Here is a 17,617-nt window from a genome sequence, read left to right as displayed (position 1 = left end):
CTACTTCAGCTTTTCGCTTTGATGTCCAGTAACTGTTCTTTTTCATACCGTCAGAAATTTAGCAATTTTTCTGCTCGGTTTTAATTGGGGCTAATATATTGGTATTAAATAGAGAAATTGAGTAAAAAGAAAAGAAAAACGTTCAACGTTATTTAGGTAATGAGAACTTTTCGACTTTTCCCTTTTCGACTTTCGACTTTCAACCCTTCGACGAGCTCAGGGCAACCTTTTAGACTTTTGACTTTCAGACTTTCAGACTCTTAGCCTACACATTTTATCCCAAGGTTAGGAATAGGGTATACAGCTGCCCAATAACGAGTATCCACGCCCCACCAATTATTCACTCTCAGACTTTTCCGACTTTCGACTCCATATCCCCCGTTGGGCGGTTGGTTGTGCCACCGTCCATTTATTCTTGCAGGGTCACGCCTGCCGTTAGATTAACTTGGTAATTTACCTATTTAGCATAAGTGGACAGAACCTTGCCAAATTCCACTCTGTACTTCCCTAATCTTACGGTTTTCATAAAATCAATTCTATAAGGCAAAGAAAAGTTAAAAAAAACTTCTTTACTTTTTGTAGTTGGTTATATTCTACTCAATACCTTTTCTGCAGTTTTGCTTTGAGGCAAAGCTGCAGAAAAAAGTTGTGTTTTGGGAACTTCCTCTCTATGGTTTAGAATGATGACCAGCCAGAAAAAGTTGAGGAAAAAGCCTGCCTTTGCGTTTAGGTTCTAATGAAAACTGTAGCTTATTTAATTTGCAGGAGTTGTTAATAAGTATTTTACAAAAACCACCCGTTAATTTCTACCCTAATGGATGGGTTTACAGCATATGCAATAATTACCGAAATTATTAAGCCGATTATGGCCAGTAAAGCATCCCTCCCAATTATAAGCAATGTTTTCGTTAAGCTTTTATGATTTGTTCTCATTGTATTCATACCAATTTCTCGCCCAGCCAACAATCCCAGGAAAACCCATGTTGTGCTCATGGGCACAGTGCTGTATACTAGGTGAAATGCCATAAGTAGCGAGTAAACCAGGTCAACAATGGTAGCTGGTCTCACATCGGTAATATCGGTTTTTGTGGTAACAATTTGCTGTATCCTCCCGCCCTTGTTATAGAAGATTATACCTAATCCACCAAAAACAATAGCTGCAACTGCTAAGAACTGCCCAAAATTTAGTTGACGAGGTAGAAAAACTGCAATATTGGCTGCATCCTGCATTATCCAAAGGCACCATAAGGCGCCACTGGTAATCCACTGCGTTAATACCCACCCCGAATGGGCTTTGCCCTTAAATGTTTTCTTAAAGTACTTGGCTAACAATAGATATAAAGTAAATGATACCACAAATGCAATAAAATATCCCCCTAAGCTTTTAGATAAAACCTTGCTAATTGCACCGCTACTTGCAGCGAAGGAACTGAGCAGTAAGAATGTGGTGGATATTGGCATCCGCATGCGAGTGATGATGATAAGCAGGATAGGAGCAGCTATTTGTAGAAAATCGAAACTAACAGGGTTCTCTTCAAAGCCCTTGGTGGCAAGACGCTTAAACGATATGTCTCCATCGAATAAGAAGTAGCTGACGGCAATGGTAGTCACAAAAAGTCCTCCAATGTAAAGCCATAGTATCCACCATTTGCGGTGCGAGTTCGAAGATAGAAATGTGCCAATGGTTTGTATACTATCATTCGATACTACCGAGTAGCCTGCTACAGCAAATCCAAACCACATGGCTAGCGATGGGGTATTGTAAAGTAATGACGCCAATACGAACAGCAGTAGAACGAATACAAGAAAGCTGGACTCGCTTTTGAAAACATCAACAAATCCAAGCTGTTTTCTTATGTTATTTTTCTTTACCATTTAGGTTAATTTTACACAAAGTAACAGGTTGTTTTCATCATCTTTGTTAATTAATAGCTAATTGAATGTTAGCTAATATAGAGTTTTAGGATGATTTGTAATCGCTTCAACGAACCCCAGAAGAAAGTTACGTAAACTTTGACTTAGCATTTCTGCCTTTGAAATTCTAAACTGGGTATAGTGTACACATTTTAAATGCTGAATTATTTCTGGTAAGGCTTCGTATAAATCATATTGATATGATACAATGCGTTCTTTATAATCCACTTTTTTTTATGCCCATCATCCCGTTGGGCAGTAGGCTGTGCCAATATCCATCTATTCTTGCAGGCTCCCGGCCGCCGTTAGCTTAACTAGGCAATTACCCATTTCCTAAGTGGATAGTTCCTTTCCAAATTCCACCCCACCAATTTTCCGACTCTCCGACTTTCGACATTCAACTTTCCGACATTCAACTTTCGACTTCCGACTTTCCGACCCTTCGACGAGCTCAGGGCAAGCTTTCCGCCCCTTCGACGAGCTTAGGGCAAGCTTTCGACTCCATATCCCAACCCAAATTATAATCGTACACCTTTCCTGCTCTACAATATCTAAACTCATTCAACAATCAGTCAATATTTTCTATCTTTGCAGGCAATTACAAAAAATCTGCTAAATGGCTTCAAATAAACCATCAATACCCAAAGGAACTCGCGATTTTTCGCCCGCCGAAATGGCGAAGCGTAACCATATTTTCGACATAATAAAATCGGTTTTTCGTACCTACGGCTACCAGCCCATCGAAACACCGGCGATGGAGAACCTATCGACTTTGCTGGGTAAGTATGGTGACGAGGGCGATAAGCTCCTTTTCAAAATCCTTAACTCTGGCGATTTCACCAAGGGGGTTCAACCCACCGACGTGTCGGCAGAGAATGCCAATGCCCTATCCACCAAAATTTGTGAAAAGGGATTGCGCTACGACCTAACTGTTCCGTTTGCTCGATTTGTGGTACAGTACCAAAACGATATTACATTCCCATTTAAACGATACCAAATTCAACCCGTGTGGCGTGCCGACAGGCCGCAGAAAGGCCGCTACCGCGAGTTCTACCAGTGCGATGTGGATGTTATTGGTTCTAACTCGCTGCTAAATGAGGTGGAGCTGGTACTCATTATCGACGAGGTTTTCCACAAGCTGGGAGTTAGCACAACAATCAAAATAAACAATCGCAAAATTCTTAGCGGTATGGCCGAGGTAGTTGGCGAAACCGAAAGGTTAATTGATATTACCGTTGCCATCGACAAGATTGATAAGATTGGCATTGAGGCCGTGAACAGTGAGCTGGCCGAAAAAGGCGTTTCGCAGGCAGCCATTGAGCAGCTGCAGCCCATAATTCAGCTGCAGGGAACCAATGCCGAGAAGCTAGAGATCCTTTCACAATCTTTGGCCACCTCCGAGATTGGGCTGAAGGGCATTGAGGAGATGAGAACAATTTTCTCAACACTTGAGACAGTTAGCGGATTAACCACAACCGTTGAGCTGGACTTGTCGCTTGCGCGTGGGCTGAACTACTACACCGGTGCAATTTTCGAGGTAAAAGCCAACGACATGGAGATGGGGAGTATTTGTGGTGGTGGCCGATACGACGACCTTACCGGAATTTTCGGCCTTAAGAATGTGTCGGGCGTGGGCGTGTCGTTTGGTGCCGATCGAATATACGATGTGATGCACCACCTAAGCCTCTTCCCCGAGAGTCTGCTGGCCAGCTCGCAGGTTATGTTCGCCAATTTTGGCGATAGCGAAGCAGCATTTTGCCTCCCAATTATTCAGCAGCTTAGGTCAGCCGGAATTTCTGCAGAGCTATACCCCGATGCTGCCAAGATGAAGAAGCAGTTCGATTACGCCAACAGGAAGAACATACAGTACGTGGCCATTGTAGGCGAGGCGGAAATGCAGAAGGGTGAGGTATCTATTAAGAATATGACTACAGGAAATCAGCAGATCGTTAAGGTTAGCGAAATACAAAACTACTTTTAGTATCAAGAGGAATGAATTATCGAAAATAAAAACATACAATGACTAAAGTCCATTCCATATCTCCCAAACCCCTTACATATCAACTCCTCGACGAGCTGGTAAAGGGAGGTTACACACTAGAAATTTCTGGCGAAGCTCAGGGTTTGATAAACCATTGTCGTGATTATCTCGACAAGAAGATGGAAGATCACGATGCACCCATCTACGGTATCACCACTGGCTTTGGCTCGCTTTGCAATAAGAACATCTCAAGGGATGAGCTATCGCAGCTTCAGAAAAATTTGGTGATGTCGCATGCATGCAGCACCGGCGATGAGGTGACTCCCGAAATTGTTAGGCTTATGCTTGTGCTAAAGGCACACGCCCTTTCGCTAGGCCATTCGGGCGTACAGCTTGTTACCGTGCAGCGCATTGCCGATTTTTACAATAACGATATTCTGCCCATTGTTTACGACCGTGGGTCGTTGGGAGCATCGGGCGATTTGGCGCCACTCTCCAACCTTTTCCTTCCGCTTATTGGCGAGGGCGAGGTTCGTTACAAAGGGGATAAACGCAATGCATCCGATGTGCTTAAGGAGTTTGGCTGGGAACCTATTGAGCTGAAATCGAAGGAGGGGCTTGCGCTACTTAACGGCACTCAGTTTATGAGCTCACATGCGGTGTATGGCTTGTTAAGGGCGTTTCGTATTCTAAAGCTTGCCGATATTATTGGAGCAATTTCGCTCGAGGCCTTTGATGGGCGCATTGAGCCATTCCACCCAAACCTGCACAGCGTAAGGCCTCATAAAGGGCAGATTGAAACAGCAGCAAACATACGGAGCATACTCGAGGGTAGCGAGCTAATTTCCCGTCCAAAGAAACACGTGCAAGACCCTTACTCGTTCCGCTGTATGCCGCAGGTGCATGGTGCTTCAAAGGATTCCCTTGCCTACGTGGCGCAGCTTGTGCTAACCGAGATCAATTCGGTAACCGATAACCCCACCATTTGGCCCGATGAGGATTTGATCCTTTCGGGAGGGAATTTCCACGGCCAGCCCCTTGCGCTTAGCCTCGATTTTGCAGCTATTGCTTTGGCTGAAATTGGAAACATCTCGGAGCGCAGGGTGGCGCAGCTGATTTTTGGGCTACGCGGATTGCCCGAGTTCTTGGTAGCAAACCCAGGGCTAAACTCAGGGATGATGATACCTCAGTATGCCGCTGCCGCCATGGTAAGCCAAAACAAGCAGCTCTGCACACCCGCATCAGTCGACAGCATCGTTTCGTCGAACGGACAGGAGGATCATGTAAGTATGGGAGCCAATGCAGCTACCAAGCTGCTTAGGGTGGTCGATAACGTGGAGCGGATTCTTGCCATTGAGCTACTCAATGCAGCGCAAGCGCTTGAATTCCGCCGCCCTGCCAAAACATCACCAAAACTTGAAAAGGTAATGGCCGATTACCGTAAGCAGGTTTGTTTTGTTGAGGAGGATGTGGTGATGTATAAGGAAATGGAGAAAAGCCTTGAGTTTATCAAAAGCATTAGAATTGACGACATTTTGTAATTGCTAGTGCTGTTAGGCTAGATTAAAAACAGAAGCGCATTGGATTTCTCACAATGCGCTTCATCTCAAGTTTAGGTGTAAAACGTAGTATTAATGCCCATTGCTAGGGTACTCGGTAAGTTTTTCCTCCACCCTTTCCACCATATTTTTCGATCCCACAATAAATGGAACCCTTTGGTGTAACGAAGTGGGCTTAATGTCTAATATTCGTTCGCTGCCAGTGCTTGCCTTGCCTCCAGCACTTTCCGCTAGGAACGCAATGGGGTTACACTCGTATATAAGCCGCAGCTTGCCGTTTGGCGCAGCAGCGGTTTCGGGGTAAAGGAAAACACCTCCCTTAAGCAAATTCCTATGGAAATCTGAAACTAGCGATCCGATGTACCTCGCCGAGTAGGGACGACCCGTGCTTTTATCTTCAACCTGACAATACTTGATGTACTGCTGAATGCCCCTGGGCATCTTGGCGTAGTTGCCCTCGTTAATTGAGTAGAAGGGGCCATCCTCAGGTGTTTTTATGTCGTAATGCGAAAGGCAGAACTCTCCAATTGAGGGATCTAAGGTAAATCCATAAACCCCGTGCCCAGTGGTATACACCAGCATGGTTGACGATCCGTAAATTATGTATCCAGCGCAAACCTGCTTCGATCCGGGTTGTAAAAAATCTTCTAGCACAGCCTTTGTCCCCCTTGGGCTTATTCGCCTGTATATACTGAAGATGGTGCCTATGGATACATTCACATCAATATTCGATGAGCCATCCAGCGGGTCCATACTCACAATGTAGTTTCCATCGAGCGAAAGGTCATCATCAAAGGTGATGATCTCCTGGTTCTCCTCGGAAGCAACACCACAACACTCGCCCGATGATTTTAGCGATTGGATAAAACGCCAGTTGGCAAACACATCCAGCTTCTTTTGCTCTTCGCCCTGAACGTTCACATCGCCGGCTAACCCAAGAATATCTACTAGCCCGGCCTTGTTCACCTTCTTGTTCACCACCTTTGCGGCAATGCCCATATGGTAGAGCAGGCGGGTAAACTCCCCCGTAGCATAGGGGAATTCGGCTTGACGCTCAATGATAAACTGCGTTAGCGTTTTGATCGTGTAGCCTTCCATTGGTAAATCGATTTATGTGATGGAATTGTTGTTGTTTGGAGTAGCAATTTTACGCATAAATATTCGATATAAAAAACATTTTTTCCTGTTTTAAAACGTTTGCGAATGATGTGGGTGGGTGCATATTGTTTTGGCAAGTTTTTTAGATGTGCATTGTCATGTGGGGCAATTATTACTACTTTTGGTGTCATCATCCAATTTGTTGTTACTCAAAATTATTATCTAATGCTTACTATTTTTAAGTTTGGCGGTGCATCGGTTAAGGATGCGCAGGGGGTAAAAAATTTGGCTGAAATTGTTCGGTCTCATCCAGGTAATATGGTTGTAGTGGTTTCGGCTATGGGAAAAACAACCAATGCCCTTGAGCAATTACTAGCTAAATACATTGCTGGTGACGATAAGGTTTGGGACGATTTGGCCACGATTAAGGAACGCCATTTAGCAATTGCTGATGAGCTATTCCAGCCCGATACATCCAATGCTATTGCCGAAGTAGATGCCTTGTTTAGCAACCTTAAGGATTACCTGAGGCGCCAGCCCCGCAAGGGTTACAACTTCAATTACGATCAAATAGTTTCGTATGGCGAGCTTATTTCAACCAAAATCATATCATCTTACCTCAATGCAGCAGGTATTTGCAACACGTGGGTTGATATAAGGAATGTGCTGCTTACCGACGCTAACTTTAGAGAGGGTAACATCGATTTTAAAAAATCGGAGGAGCTAAGCAGCAAGCAATTTCAGTTCAATGGCAAGTCAATTTATGTAACCCAAGGATTTATTGGTGGAACCGCCGATGGGCATACCACAACGCTGGGGCGTGAGGGGTCCGACTATACCGCTGCGCTGCTGGCCAACCTGCTCGATGCACAAAGCGTAACCATCTGGAAAGATGTGGAGGGTGTGCTAAATGCGGATCCAAGAGTATTCCCCGATGCCATAAAGCTCCACGAGGTTTCGTTCAAGGAGGCCATTGAGTTGGCCTACTGCGGTGCGCAAATTATTCACCCCAAAACCATAAAGCCACTTCAAAATAAGCAAATCCCACTTTACGTAAAATCGTTTGCTAATCCTGTGGCAACAGGTACTAAGGTTTACCAAACCGAGGAGCGAATTGGCTATCCACCCATACGTATTGTCAAAACCAATCAGGTGTTGATATCGCTAACCCCTCGCGATTTTTCGTTTGTGATAGAGGACTGCTTGAGCAGAATATTTGCCGTGTTGTATAGTAACAGGGTTAAGGCCAACCTGGTGCAAAGCTCGGCCATTAGCTTTTCTCTTTGTGTCGATAATGAAGATCATTTTTTGCCAGGCGCAATTAGGGAGCTAAATAGCTCGTTCGAGGTGAAGTACAACAAAGGGCTCGAGCTGCTTACGGTTCGTCATTATTCACAAGATGTTATTGAGCGGATGCTAGTTGACAAAAAGGTATTTCTGCAGCAAAAAACCAGAAGCACGCTACGAGCGGTGTACCAATCCTAATTTGTGGTTTATCGTTTAAAGCGAAGTTAAGCGTTCCATCTCGTGGACGTATACTGGCGCATTGGTTTGTACCATAAGGTTAAAATTTATGGTTATCCATTCGTTAACTTTAATAAGCCCAAATGCTGGTGATGGTGGTGTGATATCGAAGTCGGTCATGTTGATACCATGCGAGCCAACGAATTTGAAGTTGGTGCCACTTACCTTAACCCATTTAATGGGTAGCGTAAATATTTGGCATTTTCCATTTATGGTTATGGATATTGAAACATGCAGATCGCCTGAGTGAGGATTCTGCGTGCTGCTTTGCATAAATTCAGCATCAAGCAGTTCAATAAGAATATTTGGATTCTCCTTAGCTCCCAACGCGTTGTACATATCCTTGTTTAGCATAGGGTTTTTACAGTCGAACGACTCAATCTCTATCGCCATTTTAGCCTCGGAAAAGGCGATGGCATTGCCCGATTCGCTTGTGTTAACTAAGATGTTTCCTCGGGTGAAGTTACTACTGGAGAAACACTCAAAGGTATTCACGTTGCTCGACCCTGCAATGGAAATCCAGCTTTGCTCCTGAATGGTGTAGGAGTAAAAACTCATTGCATTGGTACCCATGAGCGCTGGAAGCATAATTATCATTGCAAGATATGTAAGCATAGTGGTTGGTCTTTAAAGGAATTTCCTGCCCCGGAATATATTCGGGGCAGGAGAATTCGAATTAGAAACTAATGGCTGCTTCAACCATAACGCCGTTGAAGTTAAGCCCGTGCCTGTAATCGGTAGCAGCAAAGTCGTTGTAATTCTGATTTACGTACTCCAACTTAACCAATAGGTTTTTTGTGGTGTACCAACCCAGCGATAGCTGAATACGATCAACCGAAATATCGTCGGTGGCTCCGGGTAGGGTTCCTGTAACTACATTGTATCTACCTCCTACAAATACCTGCTCGCGAGGCATGAAGCGGTAAACTACCTCGCCTGCTAGCTGCGAAAACTTACGATTCTCGGTTTCCCCTGCCTGTATTCCTTGCGACATCTCGTAGGTTCCAAAAAATTCAAGCCCTTTGAACTTTACAAATGGGTTAACCATTACCGAAGTAACCTTGTTGGTGAACTCTGGGCTCAATCGTCCTGAGGTGAACCTGTCGGTGGCATTGGTGGCAGCCACAGCACCTCCAGCTCGGAAGTTGCGGTAGTACTCAGGCTCGGCTACTAGGTAGTAGCGCGATCCGGTACGGTCGCCTGCATACAGCGTATTGCGGGTTGTGCCAGGGTTGCTGTAAAGGCTGGCCGAAAGCCTAAACCGAAGGTCGTCGTTTATTTGGCTATCGTATCCCACCTTGGCTAGGATCGACGGGTTCTTCTTTTGCTCACCATAATCTTTAACATCGCCATTAATAATACCGCTTGATAGACCAGCCATTACAAAGAAATTCTCCACCGGATAAATGTACACCTCACCAGCAATTTCGGTGGCAAAGGCATCCATGATGTAGTTGCCCACAAATGGGTTGTAAATGGTGTTACCATTGTCGCTCCTGCGGAACTGCTGATCGCCGTAGTTTAATCCAAAGTGACCAACCTTGGCGGTTACATGGTTTGCAAACCAGTCGGGGTTACCAAACATAGGCAGCTTATCAACCTGCACGTACCCACCTTTTACCCAAAACTCGGGGTGGTGGCGCGACGACATGTAGTTCTCCAGCACCACGCGGATACCATCCTCAAGCTGAACGTCGAATCTAAGGTTTGCTGTTGCCAGGTTGAAACCAGGGCTGAGTGGATACAGCGCGTTGAGGTTCACAGTACCAGCACCAAAGGCAACGTCATTGGCTGTGGCCTCGTTGGTGTGGCTAAGCATCTGGAATTGCTGGGTAAAGCTACCCCCAATTCTTACGTGAAGCCCTTTAAACTCGGTTGTATCACCCTTTGGTGTTTCAAATACGTTAACACCACGCTGGTCGGCAGGCCTCATAAAGCTTACCTTTTCGCTTTGCGAAAAAATGGGTAGTGCGGAAATTGTCAATGCAACAAAAAGTGCAGTGCTTCTGATTGTGATTTTCATCTTATTTGCTTGTTTAATTTATTTTTGATTTAGTTAGTTTACTTGTCGGATAGCAGGTTTGGCTTTACCACAACGGTGTACTTAAGGTTAACTTCGTCGCCTGTGGTTAGCGCACCAAACATTGCAGTTGGTGGCTTTACGCTAAAGTCGCTCATCTTAATTTTTGTTGAGCCAGCAAACTCTATCTCTCCACTTGGAAGTAATTTACCGGTAGCGTTGAGGTTAACAGGTTTGCTTACTCCCGATACTTGGAGTACACCAGTTGTGTTTAACCTGAAACTTCCTGGGTTTTCCGAGATGGAGTTTACTTTTCTAAGCTCGAACGAAATCTCTGGATGCTTTTTGGAGTTGAGGGCTTCGTATATTTTCGAGTTCATCATATTTCCCCTCGATCCTTTAAGTGAGTTGGCGTCTACCTTTACCGTAAGGTTTTCGATTTCTACAATCTTATTGTCCTCAACCTTTATCCTAAAATTGCCTTTAAGGTTTTCCACGTCTGCAGTCCAATCGTGCAGGTTCGATGTCCCTTCTATAACAACGTTGTGCGATTTTACCTCGTAGTGGGTTTGGGCCAAAATGCTGGTGTTTAATGCTAGCACCAGCCCAACAGCTACAATTCCAATTAAACGTTTCATTGCTCTACTATTTAAGTTATTATTATTTGTAATCTCTCAGTTATTTAGAACTGTTCTACATAAAGCAATTTGCAAGCCAACTTGTTTTAAGTGGCTTAGGTGTATTGTTTAAAGTGGCTGGTAAACAACAAGTAAGCCCCGTGTTTTGCTAAAAACACGGGGCTTGTAAATCACGAAAAATCGACGAAATGTCGACTATATCGACGAGATTTCGTCGATTTATGGGGTTTTAATGCTTAGCTTCTCTATCCTCGACTTGAGGGTTGATGCTGGAACTTGTAAAATTTGAGCGGCCTTGGCCTTGTTGCCTCCTGAGCGTAGGAGGGCATCGGTAATGGCGTTGGTCTCTACCTCCCGCATGATTTCGTCGAGCGGTTTATTATCGAAGTAAAAACAGGTGTGTTGCTTGCCTGGGAAACGAACATCTATGGGTAAAATGTTTTTATCGATTAGGCCATTGCTGGCCAGAAGAACTAGCCTTTCCATAAGGTTTTTCAGCTCCCGAACATTTCCTGAGAACGGATGACGTTTTATTAGCTCCATGGCCTCGGGATGAATATCCATTTTTACTCCCTGCGAGAACTCTTCCACAAAATATCTGGACAGCAGCTCAATGTCGTTGGGGCGCTCACGGAGAGGAGGGAGGCTTATGGGGAAAACGTTGAGTCTGTAGAACAGATCCTCGCGGAACTTGCCCTCAGCCACCATCTGTTTGAGATCCTTTTTGGTTGAGGCAATTACCCGCACATCAATCTTTATGGTTTCAGTTCCACCAACGCGTTCTATTTCTCCCTCCTCCAGTGCACGCAGTAGCTTTACCTGCAGGTCGAAGGGCATATCATCAATATCATCAAGGTATAACGTGCCGGAGTTGGCCAGCTCAAAGCGGCCAATTTTCTGTTTCTCGGCGCCTGTGAAAGCGCCCTTCTCATGGCCAAAGAGCTCGCTCTCAAATATCTCACGCGAGAGAATGGCACAGCTCACCTTTACCAGTGGTTTTTTGCTCCTGTTGCTGTTGAAGTGGATGATATTGGTAAGCATTTCTTTCCCTGTTCCGGTTTCACCAGTAATAAGAACGGTGGTATCCTTATTGGCTATTATCTCAACAAGTTCGAAAACTTTACGTGTTTCTTCGCTGTTGCCAACAAAGTTTTTAGTGTCGAACTTTTTCTGTACCTGTGTTCTTAGCTGTCTATTCTCATCCTTTACCTCTTTCACCTCTTTAATTCGCTCAATGCTAAGTAGTAACTCCTCTATGTTAAAGGGTTTCGATATGTAATCGTAGGCTCCCAGCTTCATGGCCTGCACAGCAGTATCAACCGTTGCAAAGGCGGTCATAAGCAGCACAAAGGTATTGGGGCGTAGTTGTTTTGCCTTGGCAAGGAATTCTAGCCCATCCATATGTGGCATTTTAAGGTCGGTGATAATAAGGTCAACTTCCTCGTCGGTATCGCTTAGGTACTGTATGGCTGCTTGCCCAGAGGCAAACTCGCGCACTGCATAACCTGCATCGCGTAAATCGTCGGCAGTGGTTACCCTTACTATCCTTTCGTCGTCAACAACAAATATTTTTAGCATAATCCTACTCGGTTTTTGGTAATGTAATGGCTATGGTGAACCCTCCCGTTGGCACATTCCACCCGGTGATATGGCCATTGTGACTGCTGATAATGTTGTAGCTTACAGCCAGACCAAGGCCTGTTCCCTGCTTTATCTTTTTATTGGTAAAGAATGGATCGAAAATGGCGGCAACTTTATCGTGAGGCACACCAATACCATTGTCGGTAAATTCAATGGTGACTGTGTTTGTATTTTCGGAGATGCGAACAGTGATTTTTCCCATTAGGTTCCGATCGTTCTCGTTTTTCTCGCAAATTGCATCAATACTGTTTAGCATGATGTTTAGGAATACTTGCTCCAGATGATTTGGGCTGGCATTTAGGGTGATAGCGTCCTCAAAACCTACTAGCTGTAAATCGATTCTGGATTTCTCCAGCTGGTATTTTACTAACGATATGGTGTTGTTAACTAGCCGGTTTATCTCAACGGTAGTAAATGCCAACTCCTGCTTGCGAGAGAAGTTAAGCATGCCTTCAACCACTCTTTCAATTTTTTGCAGGGCATCGGACATCATTGCAATGTACTCCTTGTTCTGCTTTAGGTTATCGGGCTTATCCTCAATACGTCGAATACAGTTCCTAATTCCGGCCAGCGGGTTGTTAATTTCGTGGGCCAATCCAGCGGTTAATGTGCCCACCGAGGCCATTTTTTCGGTTTGCGACAACGACTCCTGGGTCGATTTGAGCTCGCGGTAGGCGCTCTGCAGGCGCGCAATCATTTCGTTAAAAGTTGTACCCAGCACATCTATCTCGTCAGTTAGGTCGAAAAGATTTTTTAGCCGTACCGAAAGTTTTCTATTAAGCGGGATAGATGATGTTTTATCGTGGGTAAATGTTTCAAAATCGACCTGCGAAGCATAGGTGCTAATGGCTTTTACCGGACTTGTAATGATGTACGAAAGCAGAAAAGCGGCAACAATGCCCAGTAGCAAGAATATCATCACCATGCTCAGGAATAGCTTGGCTATTCCTCGTATCTCATTCTGAAATTCGCGTTCGCACATTCCTACCCTCACAACGCCAATTTGGTGACCAAGTATTGGGATGGCAATATCCCTAACAACACAATTTTTGTCCTTGGGATCCTTAAGGACTTGCACGCTGATATCTTCACCCAAAGGAATAGTATTTACATCAAGAATATTTCGGGGGATATGCTCTAGGAATGTATGTGCAATAATCTGATGGTTGTGATTGGTAATAAAGATGTACCTAACATCGGTGTTCACCGATTTGGTTTGGGCAACCAGCTTGCTTAGGGCCGACAGGTCGTCGTAGAGTATCGGTTCAACAGCACGCTCGGCAATCCCCTTGGCAATGCTAATGCCGTGCTTCTCAATTTGGTTCTCGAAGGTTCGGTATACCTGATTGCGAATAAACAGAAGGTTCAGCGACCCAAACAGCAGCACGGTTGCCGCTATGGCTATGCTAAACTTCCAGAACAGAGGTAGCTGAACTCGTTTCATTGAACTACGCTTAATTACTTTGCATTAACACCTGCTAATACCCTAACGCTGTTGTAAATGGAGTCGTTTTGTTTTACGTATCGGTCAACCATAAGCTTCTCTAAAACCAACTTACTTCCAGTATCGTTGTGCATATTTAAAAAGATTTCAATAAGCCTATTCTCTAAATCGGCAGGTAGTTGGTATGAGACAACCACAGGAGGCATAGCCTGTGGGGGAGAGGTTTCAATAATGATTATGTCCTTAACTCTCCCCGGCGATGAGGCGGCTAGGTAGTCAAAAACCAAGCTGTTTACCGAGGCGCCATCCACCATCTGTTTGGCCACCAGCTGAATGGAGTTGTCATGGGCATAGGTGTAAACTGTGCCTTCGAAAAAATCCACAGGCGAGAGCTCCCGGTCTCTAACTTTTTTTGATGGGTATAGCTTTCCTGAAGCCGAAAGGGGATCGGTAAAGGCGAATCGTTTTCCTTTTAGGTCTTCAAATGATTCTATTCCCGAATTTTTATGGGCAATGATATAGGTATTATAGTAACTTTTTCCTTTCCATTCAGGTACCACAAGGAGTTTAAAAGCCGAATCGGCTATTCCGTATACGTAGTTTCCAGAGCAAACAATGGCAATATCGGCTTTATTCTCCTTCATTAGGTCGTTTACCTCTTGGTAGGTTTTACGCTGAATCATGATAACTCGTTGTCCCAGCTGCTCCTCAATATACCTGAACATTTGGTGGTAGTAGTCAAAGGTTTCCCGTGGCGACGATATGGCCGATATGGCGAATCGTAAAACCTTTTGCTCGTTGCCGTAGCTTTGGTTCATCGAGTCTAACCGCACCGTATCTGCAAAGTTAAAGTAGATCGATTTCTCGTTTCGCCTGCTGGGGTTCTCTGAGCAACCCATTAATAGTATGGATAGGATTAAGGGCGCTATTAGGAGTTTTAATCCATTCATCTAGTCTGTGAAATGAAGTTAAGAAATGCCTTACGTTGTTGGGTACAACGTTTTAGGGTAGAGTTTGTTCGGTAAAGAAGACGATGACTCGGTACTATTGTTGGTAGAACTCCAGAGCGCTTCCCTTTACAGATTCGTCAAATACACCATTATCGTACACCACCCTACCATTCACCAGCGTGTGGGTTACCTCAGCACCAAAAATTTCGCCCTCTAAAGGCGACCAGCGGCATTTGTAAAGGATATTCTCGGGTGTAACCTTCCATTTCGAGTTTGGGTCAACCAGCACAAGGTCGGCAAAGTATCCTTCGCGAATAAACCCACGCTTCTCGATACGAAATAGTTCAGCAGGGGAGTGGCACATCTTGTCAACCACCATTTCAAGGGTGAAAATCCCTTTCGATACCATCTCAAGCATCGCTACTAGCGAGTGTTGAACCAGTGGGCCACCCGATGGGCAGTTTTTGTAGAGCTTGCTTTTCTCAGCAAGGGTATGGGGAGCATGGTCGGTGGCTACAACATCAAGCAAGTTGTTGCGCAGAGCCTCCTGCAGCGCCTTTTGGTCAATTGAAGTTTTAACCGCAGGATTCCACTTGATGCGCCAACCCAGTTTATCGTAATCCTTATCGTTGAACCATAGGTGATGTACGCATACCTCGCCGGTTATTTTCTTTTCAGATAAAGGCAAGGCGTTGGAGAGTAATTCCATCTCCTTTGCAGTTGAAAGGTGAAGCAGATGCAGCCTTGTATCAAACTTTTTGGCCATGCTCACGGCCAGCGAGCTGCTTAAATAGCACGCCTCGGCACTACGGATAAGTGGGTGGCAGCTAAATGGGATTTTGCTACCATATTTCTGGCTGTACTCATTGGTATTACGAACAATAGTCTGTTCGTCCTCGCAGTGGGTTGCAATCAGCACAGGCGATGCTTTAAATATTTGCTCTAGCGAGCTTGGGTTATCAACCAGCATATTACCTGTTGATGATCCCATAAATACTTTTAGCCCACAAACACTACGCGGATTTATTTTTAGGATCTCATCAATATTATCGTTGGTAGCGCCTAAATAGAATGAGTAGTTCGCAAGCGATGTCTCCCTTGCTATAAGGTGCTTCTTTTCAAGGGCGTCAATGGTTGTGGTCTGTGGATTTGTGTTAGGCATCTCCATAAATGAGGTAACCCCTCCAGCTATGGCTGCTTTCGATTCGGTATAAATGTTTCCTTTGTGCGTTAGGCCGGGCTCGCGGAAATGGACCTGATCGTCAATCACCCCAGGCAGAAGGAACTTACCGCTTCCATCAATTATCCTTTCCGCGTCAATGGGCGTGTCGCTATTGGTAATAATCCGTTCTATATAACCATTAGTAATAATTACACTGCCTAAAGTGTGTTTCCCCTCATTAATAATTGTGGCGTTTTGTATGGCAATTGTGCTCATAGTTTCTGGTTTTGGTTTACGCCCTATTTTTAAATCAGTTTATGATGCAGCTTTGTATTTCTTGCCAAAACTTTTAAACTTCATACTAAGAACTCCCCAGAAAGCCTCGTTGAATATTCCACCACTCATTTTCGACACACCTTCTCTCCGTTCAGTAAACACAATGGGAACCTCTACAATATTGTATCCCATTTTCCAGGCAGTAAATTTCATCTCTATTTGGAAGGCGTATCCCTTAAAGCGAATCTTATCGAGCTCGAACGATTTTAGCACTTTAGCCCTGTAGCATTTAAAGCCCGCGGTAGTGTCCATAATCTTCATCCCAGTAACCATCCTTACGTACATAGATGCAAAATACGACATAAGAACCCGCTTCATGGGCCAGTTCACTACATTTACCCCTTTAATATATCTCGAGCCTATGGCTACATCAGCACCCTTCTCACAAGCATCAAGCAATCGGTTAAGGTCATCTGGGTTATGTGAGAAATCGGCATCCATCTCAAATATAAATTCATACCCATTGCTAATAGCCCATTTAAAACCAGCTATATATGCTGTACCCAAACCAAGTTTACCCTCCCTTTCAATAAGATGAAGCGTACCCTGGTACTCCTCTTGTAACTCTTTCACAATACTTGCTGTACCATCGGGCGAACCATCATCAATTATAAGGAGATGGTAATCGCCTTCAATGGATAGCACCTTTCGAACCATTGGTTCTATATTACTTTTCTCGTTATAGGTGGGGATTATAACTACGTTCCGCATCTTTTATAATAATTATGTATGATGCAAATATAGGAAAAGATTGGCCTCTGTATATACCCCAGCAGTGTGTTTAATTCTTAAACTACATGAATACCTCATCTTTCCCTTTTATAAGTTCTTATTCTTTTAGAGTTTATAATCCCCTTTTCATTCGACTGATTCTTTTACGCAAGGTTCAGTTCATATATCTTAATATCGTGTATAGTATACCTTAATATATGTATATGCCTCGTAGCGCATTTCTGTTTGCATACTAGCAAAGGACACAAGTTAATTTTTATTGATTTTTTTTAAACGAAAAGAGTCAGTTAATCAACAACCTACAGGATTTGATTGAAATTATTTAAAAAAAACACCCATTTCTATTTGGAAAAATGGAATCAATTGCGTTATCTTTGCACCCGCTTTGAGAGAGTTCTTTGTGAGTTTTTACCGGCAGGAGATGTAGAGATAGAGGGGTTTGTAGCGATTTAAAAAAAAATTAATTTTTTTTTCAAAAACGCTTGCCGGGGCGAAAAGAATGATTACCTTTGCAGCCCGGTTCGTCGGAGCCGGGGTTTGAATTATGAGAGGCATATTTTGGCCGCCACGGGGCGGCGAGAGATAGAGGTTCTTTGACACATTGGCACCAAGAAGAAA

14 protein-coding genes are annotated in these 17,617 nt (G+C 44.2%); 3 read left to right on the top strand and 11 right to left on the bottom strand.

Features of this window, described 5'->3' with window-relative positions; all coding sequences use genetic code 11:
- Positions 1 to 783: 783 nt before the first annotated feature.
- Positions 784 to 1,875, bottom strand: a complete 1,092-nt coding sequence (locus G8O23_RS15765) for a hypothetical protein (protein WP_166366604.1) — start codon at positions 1,873 to 1,875, stop codon at positions 784 to 786.
- Between the two features lie 655 nt (positions 1,876 to 2,530).
- On the opposite strand from G8O23_RS15765, the gene hisS reads away from it, so the two are divergent.
- Positions 2,531 to 3,895: a histidine--tRNA ligase gene (hisS, locus tag G8O23_RS15760; protein WP_166366602.1), complete on the top strand. Its 1,365-nt coding sequence runs from the start codon at positions 2,531 to 2,533 to the stop codon at positions 3,893 to 3,895.
- Between the two features lie 38 nt (positions 3,896 to 3,933).
- Positions 3,934 to 5,436, top strand: a complete 1,503-nt coding sequence (hutH, locus tag G8O23_RS15755; protein WP_166366600.1) for a histidine ammonia-lyase — start codon at positions 3,934 to 3,936, stop codon at positions 5,434 to 5,436.
- A gap of 90 nt (positions 5,437 to 5,526) precedes the next feature.
- On the opposite strand, the gene fbp is transcribed toward hutH, so the two are convergent.
- Entirely contained in the window at positions 5,527 to 6,552 is a 1,026-nt protein-coding gene (fbp, locus tag G8O23_RS15750) for a class 1 fructose-bisphosphatase (protein ID WP_166366598.1), read from the bottom strand.
- A 225-nt stretch (positions 6,553 to 6,777) separates the two neighbouring features.
- Here fbp and G8O23_RS15745 point away from each other — a divergent pair, with 225 nt between their 5' ends.
- Complete coding sequence (locus G8O23_RS15745; RefSeq protein WP_166366597.1) at positions 6,778 to 8,037, top strand: aspartate kinase; 1,260 nt, start codon at positions 6,778 to 6,780, stop codon at positions 8,035 to 8,037.
- A 15-nt stretch (positions 8,038 to 8,052) separates the two neighbouring features.
- On the opposite strand, the gene G8O23_RS15740 is transcribed toward G8O23_RS15745, so the two are convergent.
- From G8O23_RS15740 to G8O23_RS17320, 9 genes are all read right to left on the bottom strand, one after another.
- Entirely contained in the window at positions 8,053 to 8,691 is a 639-nt protein-coding gene (locus tag G8O23_RS15740) for a YceI family protein (RefSeq protein ID WP_166366596.1), read from the bottom strand.
- A 61-nt stretch (positions 8,692 to 8,752) separates the two neighbouring features.
- Entirely contained in the window at positions 8,753 to 10,099 is a 1,347-nt protein-coding gene (locus G8O23_RS15735; RefSeq protein ID WP_166366595.1) for a hypothetical protein, read from the bottom strand.
- Between the two features lie 38 nt (positions 10,100 to 10,137).
- Positions 10,138 to 10,734 (bottom strand): YceI family protein, encoded by a 597-nt coding sequence (locus G8O23_RS15730; protein ID WP_166366594.1) that lies wholly within the window; start codon positions 10,732 to 10,734, stop codon positions 10,138 to 10,140.
- Between the two features lie 219 nt (positions 10,735 to 10,953).
- Positions 10,954 to 12,312 (bottom strand): sigma-54-dependent transcriptional regulator, encoded by a 1,359-nt coding sequence (locus tag G8O23_RS15725; protein ID WP_166366593.1) that lies wholly within the window; start codon positions 12,310 to 12,312, stop codon positions 10,954 to 10,956.
- A gap of 4 nt (positions 12,313 to 12,316) precedes the next feature.
- On the bottom strand, positions 12,317 to 13,819 hold the full coding sequence (locus G8O23_RS15720; RefSeq protein ID WP_166366592.1) for an ATP-binding protein: 1,503 nt from the start codon (positions 13,817 to 13,819) through the stop codon (positions 12,317 to 12,319).
- Positions 13,820 to 13,833: 14 nt separating this feature from the next.
- A complete protein-coding gene (locus tag G8O23_RS15715; RefSeq protein ID WP_166366591.1) occupies positions 13,834 to 14,769 on the bottom strand; it encodes a substrate-binding domain-containing protein in 936 nt (311 codons plus the stop codon).
- 94 nt (positions 14,770 to 14,863) lie between these two features.
- Positions 14,864 to 16,207 (bottom strand): dihydroorotase, encoded by a 1,344-nt coding sequence (locus tag G8O23_RS15710; RefSeq protein ID WP_166366590.1) that lies wholly within the window; start codon positions 16,205 to 16,207, stop codon positions 14,864 to 14,866.
- 39 nt (positions 16,208 to 16,246) lie between these two features.
- The gene (locus G8O23_RS15705) at positions 16,247 to 16,978 is read right to left on the bottom strand and encodes a polyprenol monophosphomannose synthase (RefSeq protein WP_166366588.1); all 732 of its coding nucleotides are present in this window, start codon (positions 16,976 to 16,978) and stop codon (positions 16,247 to 16,249) included.
- 429 nt (positions 16,979 to 17,407) lie between these two features.
- The coding region (locus G8O23_RS17320) for a hypothetical protein (RefSeq protein ID WP_219932566.1) at positions 17,408 to 17,617 on the bottom strand (210 nt) is incomplete at its 5' end.

It is taken from the genome of Perlabentimonas gracilis, assembly GCF_011174675.1.
GTDB lineage: Bacteria > Bacteroidota > Bacteroidia > Bacteroidales > Tenuifilaceae > Perlabentimonas > Perlabentimonas gracilis.
This window is presented reverse-complemented; position numbering and strand designations above follow the sequence as displayed.

What these genes read in the sequence shown, in the direction of transcription:
- G8O23_RS15765 (WP_166366604.1), bottom strand. Translation starts at nt 1,875, where the DNA reads ATGGTAAAGAAAAATAACATAAGAAAACAGCTTGGATTTGTTGATGTT.
- hisS (WP_166366602.1), top strand. Translation starts at nt 2,531, where the DNA reads ATGGCTTCAAATAAACCATCAATACCCAAAGGAACTCGCGATTTTTCG.
- hutH (WP_166366600.1), top strand. Translation starts at nt 3,934, where the DNA reads ATGACTAAAGTCCATTCCATATCTCCCAAACCCCTTACATATCAACTC.
- fbp (WP_166366598.1), bottom strand. Translation starts at nt 6,552, where the DNA reads ATGGAAGGCTACACGATCAAAACGCTAACGCAGTTTATCATTGAGCGT.
- G8O23_RS15745 (WP_166366597.1), top strand. Translation starts at nt 6,778, where the DNA reads ATGCTTACTATTTTTAAGTTTGGCGGTGCATCGGTTAAGGATGCGCAG.
- G8O23_RS15740 (WP_166366596.1), bottom strand. Translation starts at nt 8,691, where the DNA reads ATGCTTACATATCTTGCAATGATAATTATGCTTCCAGCGCTCATGGGT.
- G8O23_RS15735 (WP_166366595.1), bottom strand. Translation starts at nt 10,099, where the DNA reads ATGAAAATCACAATCAGAAGCACTGCACTTTTTGTTGCATTGACAATT.
- G8O23_RS15730 (WP_166366594.1), bottom strand. Translation starts at nt 10,734, where the DNA reads ATGAAACGTTTAATTGGAATTGTAGCTGTTGGGCTGGTGCTAGCATTA.
- G8O23_RS15725 (WP_166366593.1), bottom strand. Translation starts at nt 12,312, where the DNA reads ATGCTAAAAATATTTGTTGTTGACGACGAAAGGATAGTAAGGGTAACC.
- G8O23_RS15720 (WP_166366592.1), bottom strand. Translation starts at nt 13,819, where the DNA reads ATGAAACGAGTTCAGCTACCTCTGTTCTGGAAGTTTAGCATAGCCATA.
- G8O23_RS15715 (WP_166366591.1), bottom strand. Translation starts at nt 14,769, where the DNA reads ATGAATGGATTAAAACTCCTAATAGCGCCCTTAATCCTATCCATACTA.
- G8O23_RS15710 (WP_166366590.1), bottom strand. Translation starts at nt 16,207, where the DNA reads ATGAGCACAATTGCCATACAAAACGCCACAATTATTAATGAGGGGAAA.
- G8O23_RS15705 (WP_166366588.1), bottom strand. Translation starts at nt 16,978, where the DNA reads ATGCGGAACGTAGTTATAATCCCCACCTATAACGAGAAAAGTAATATA.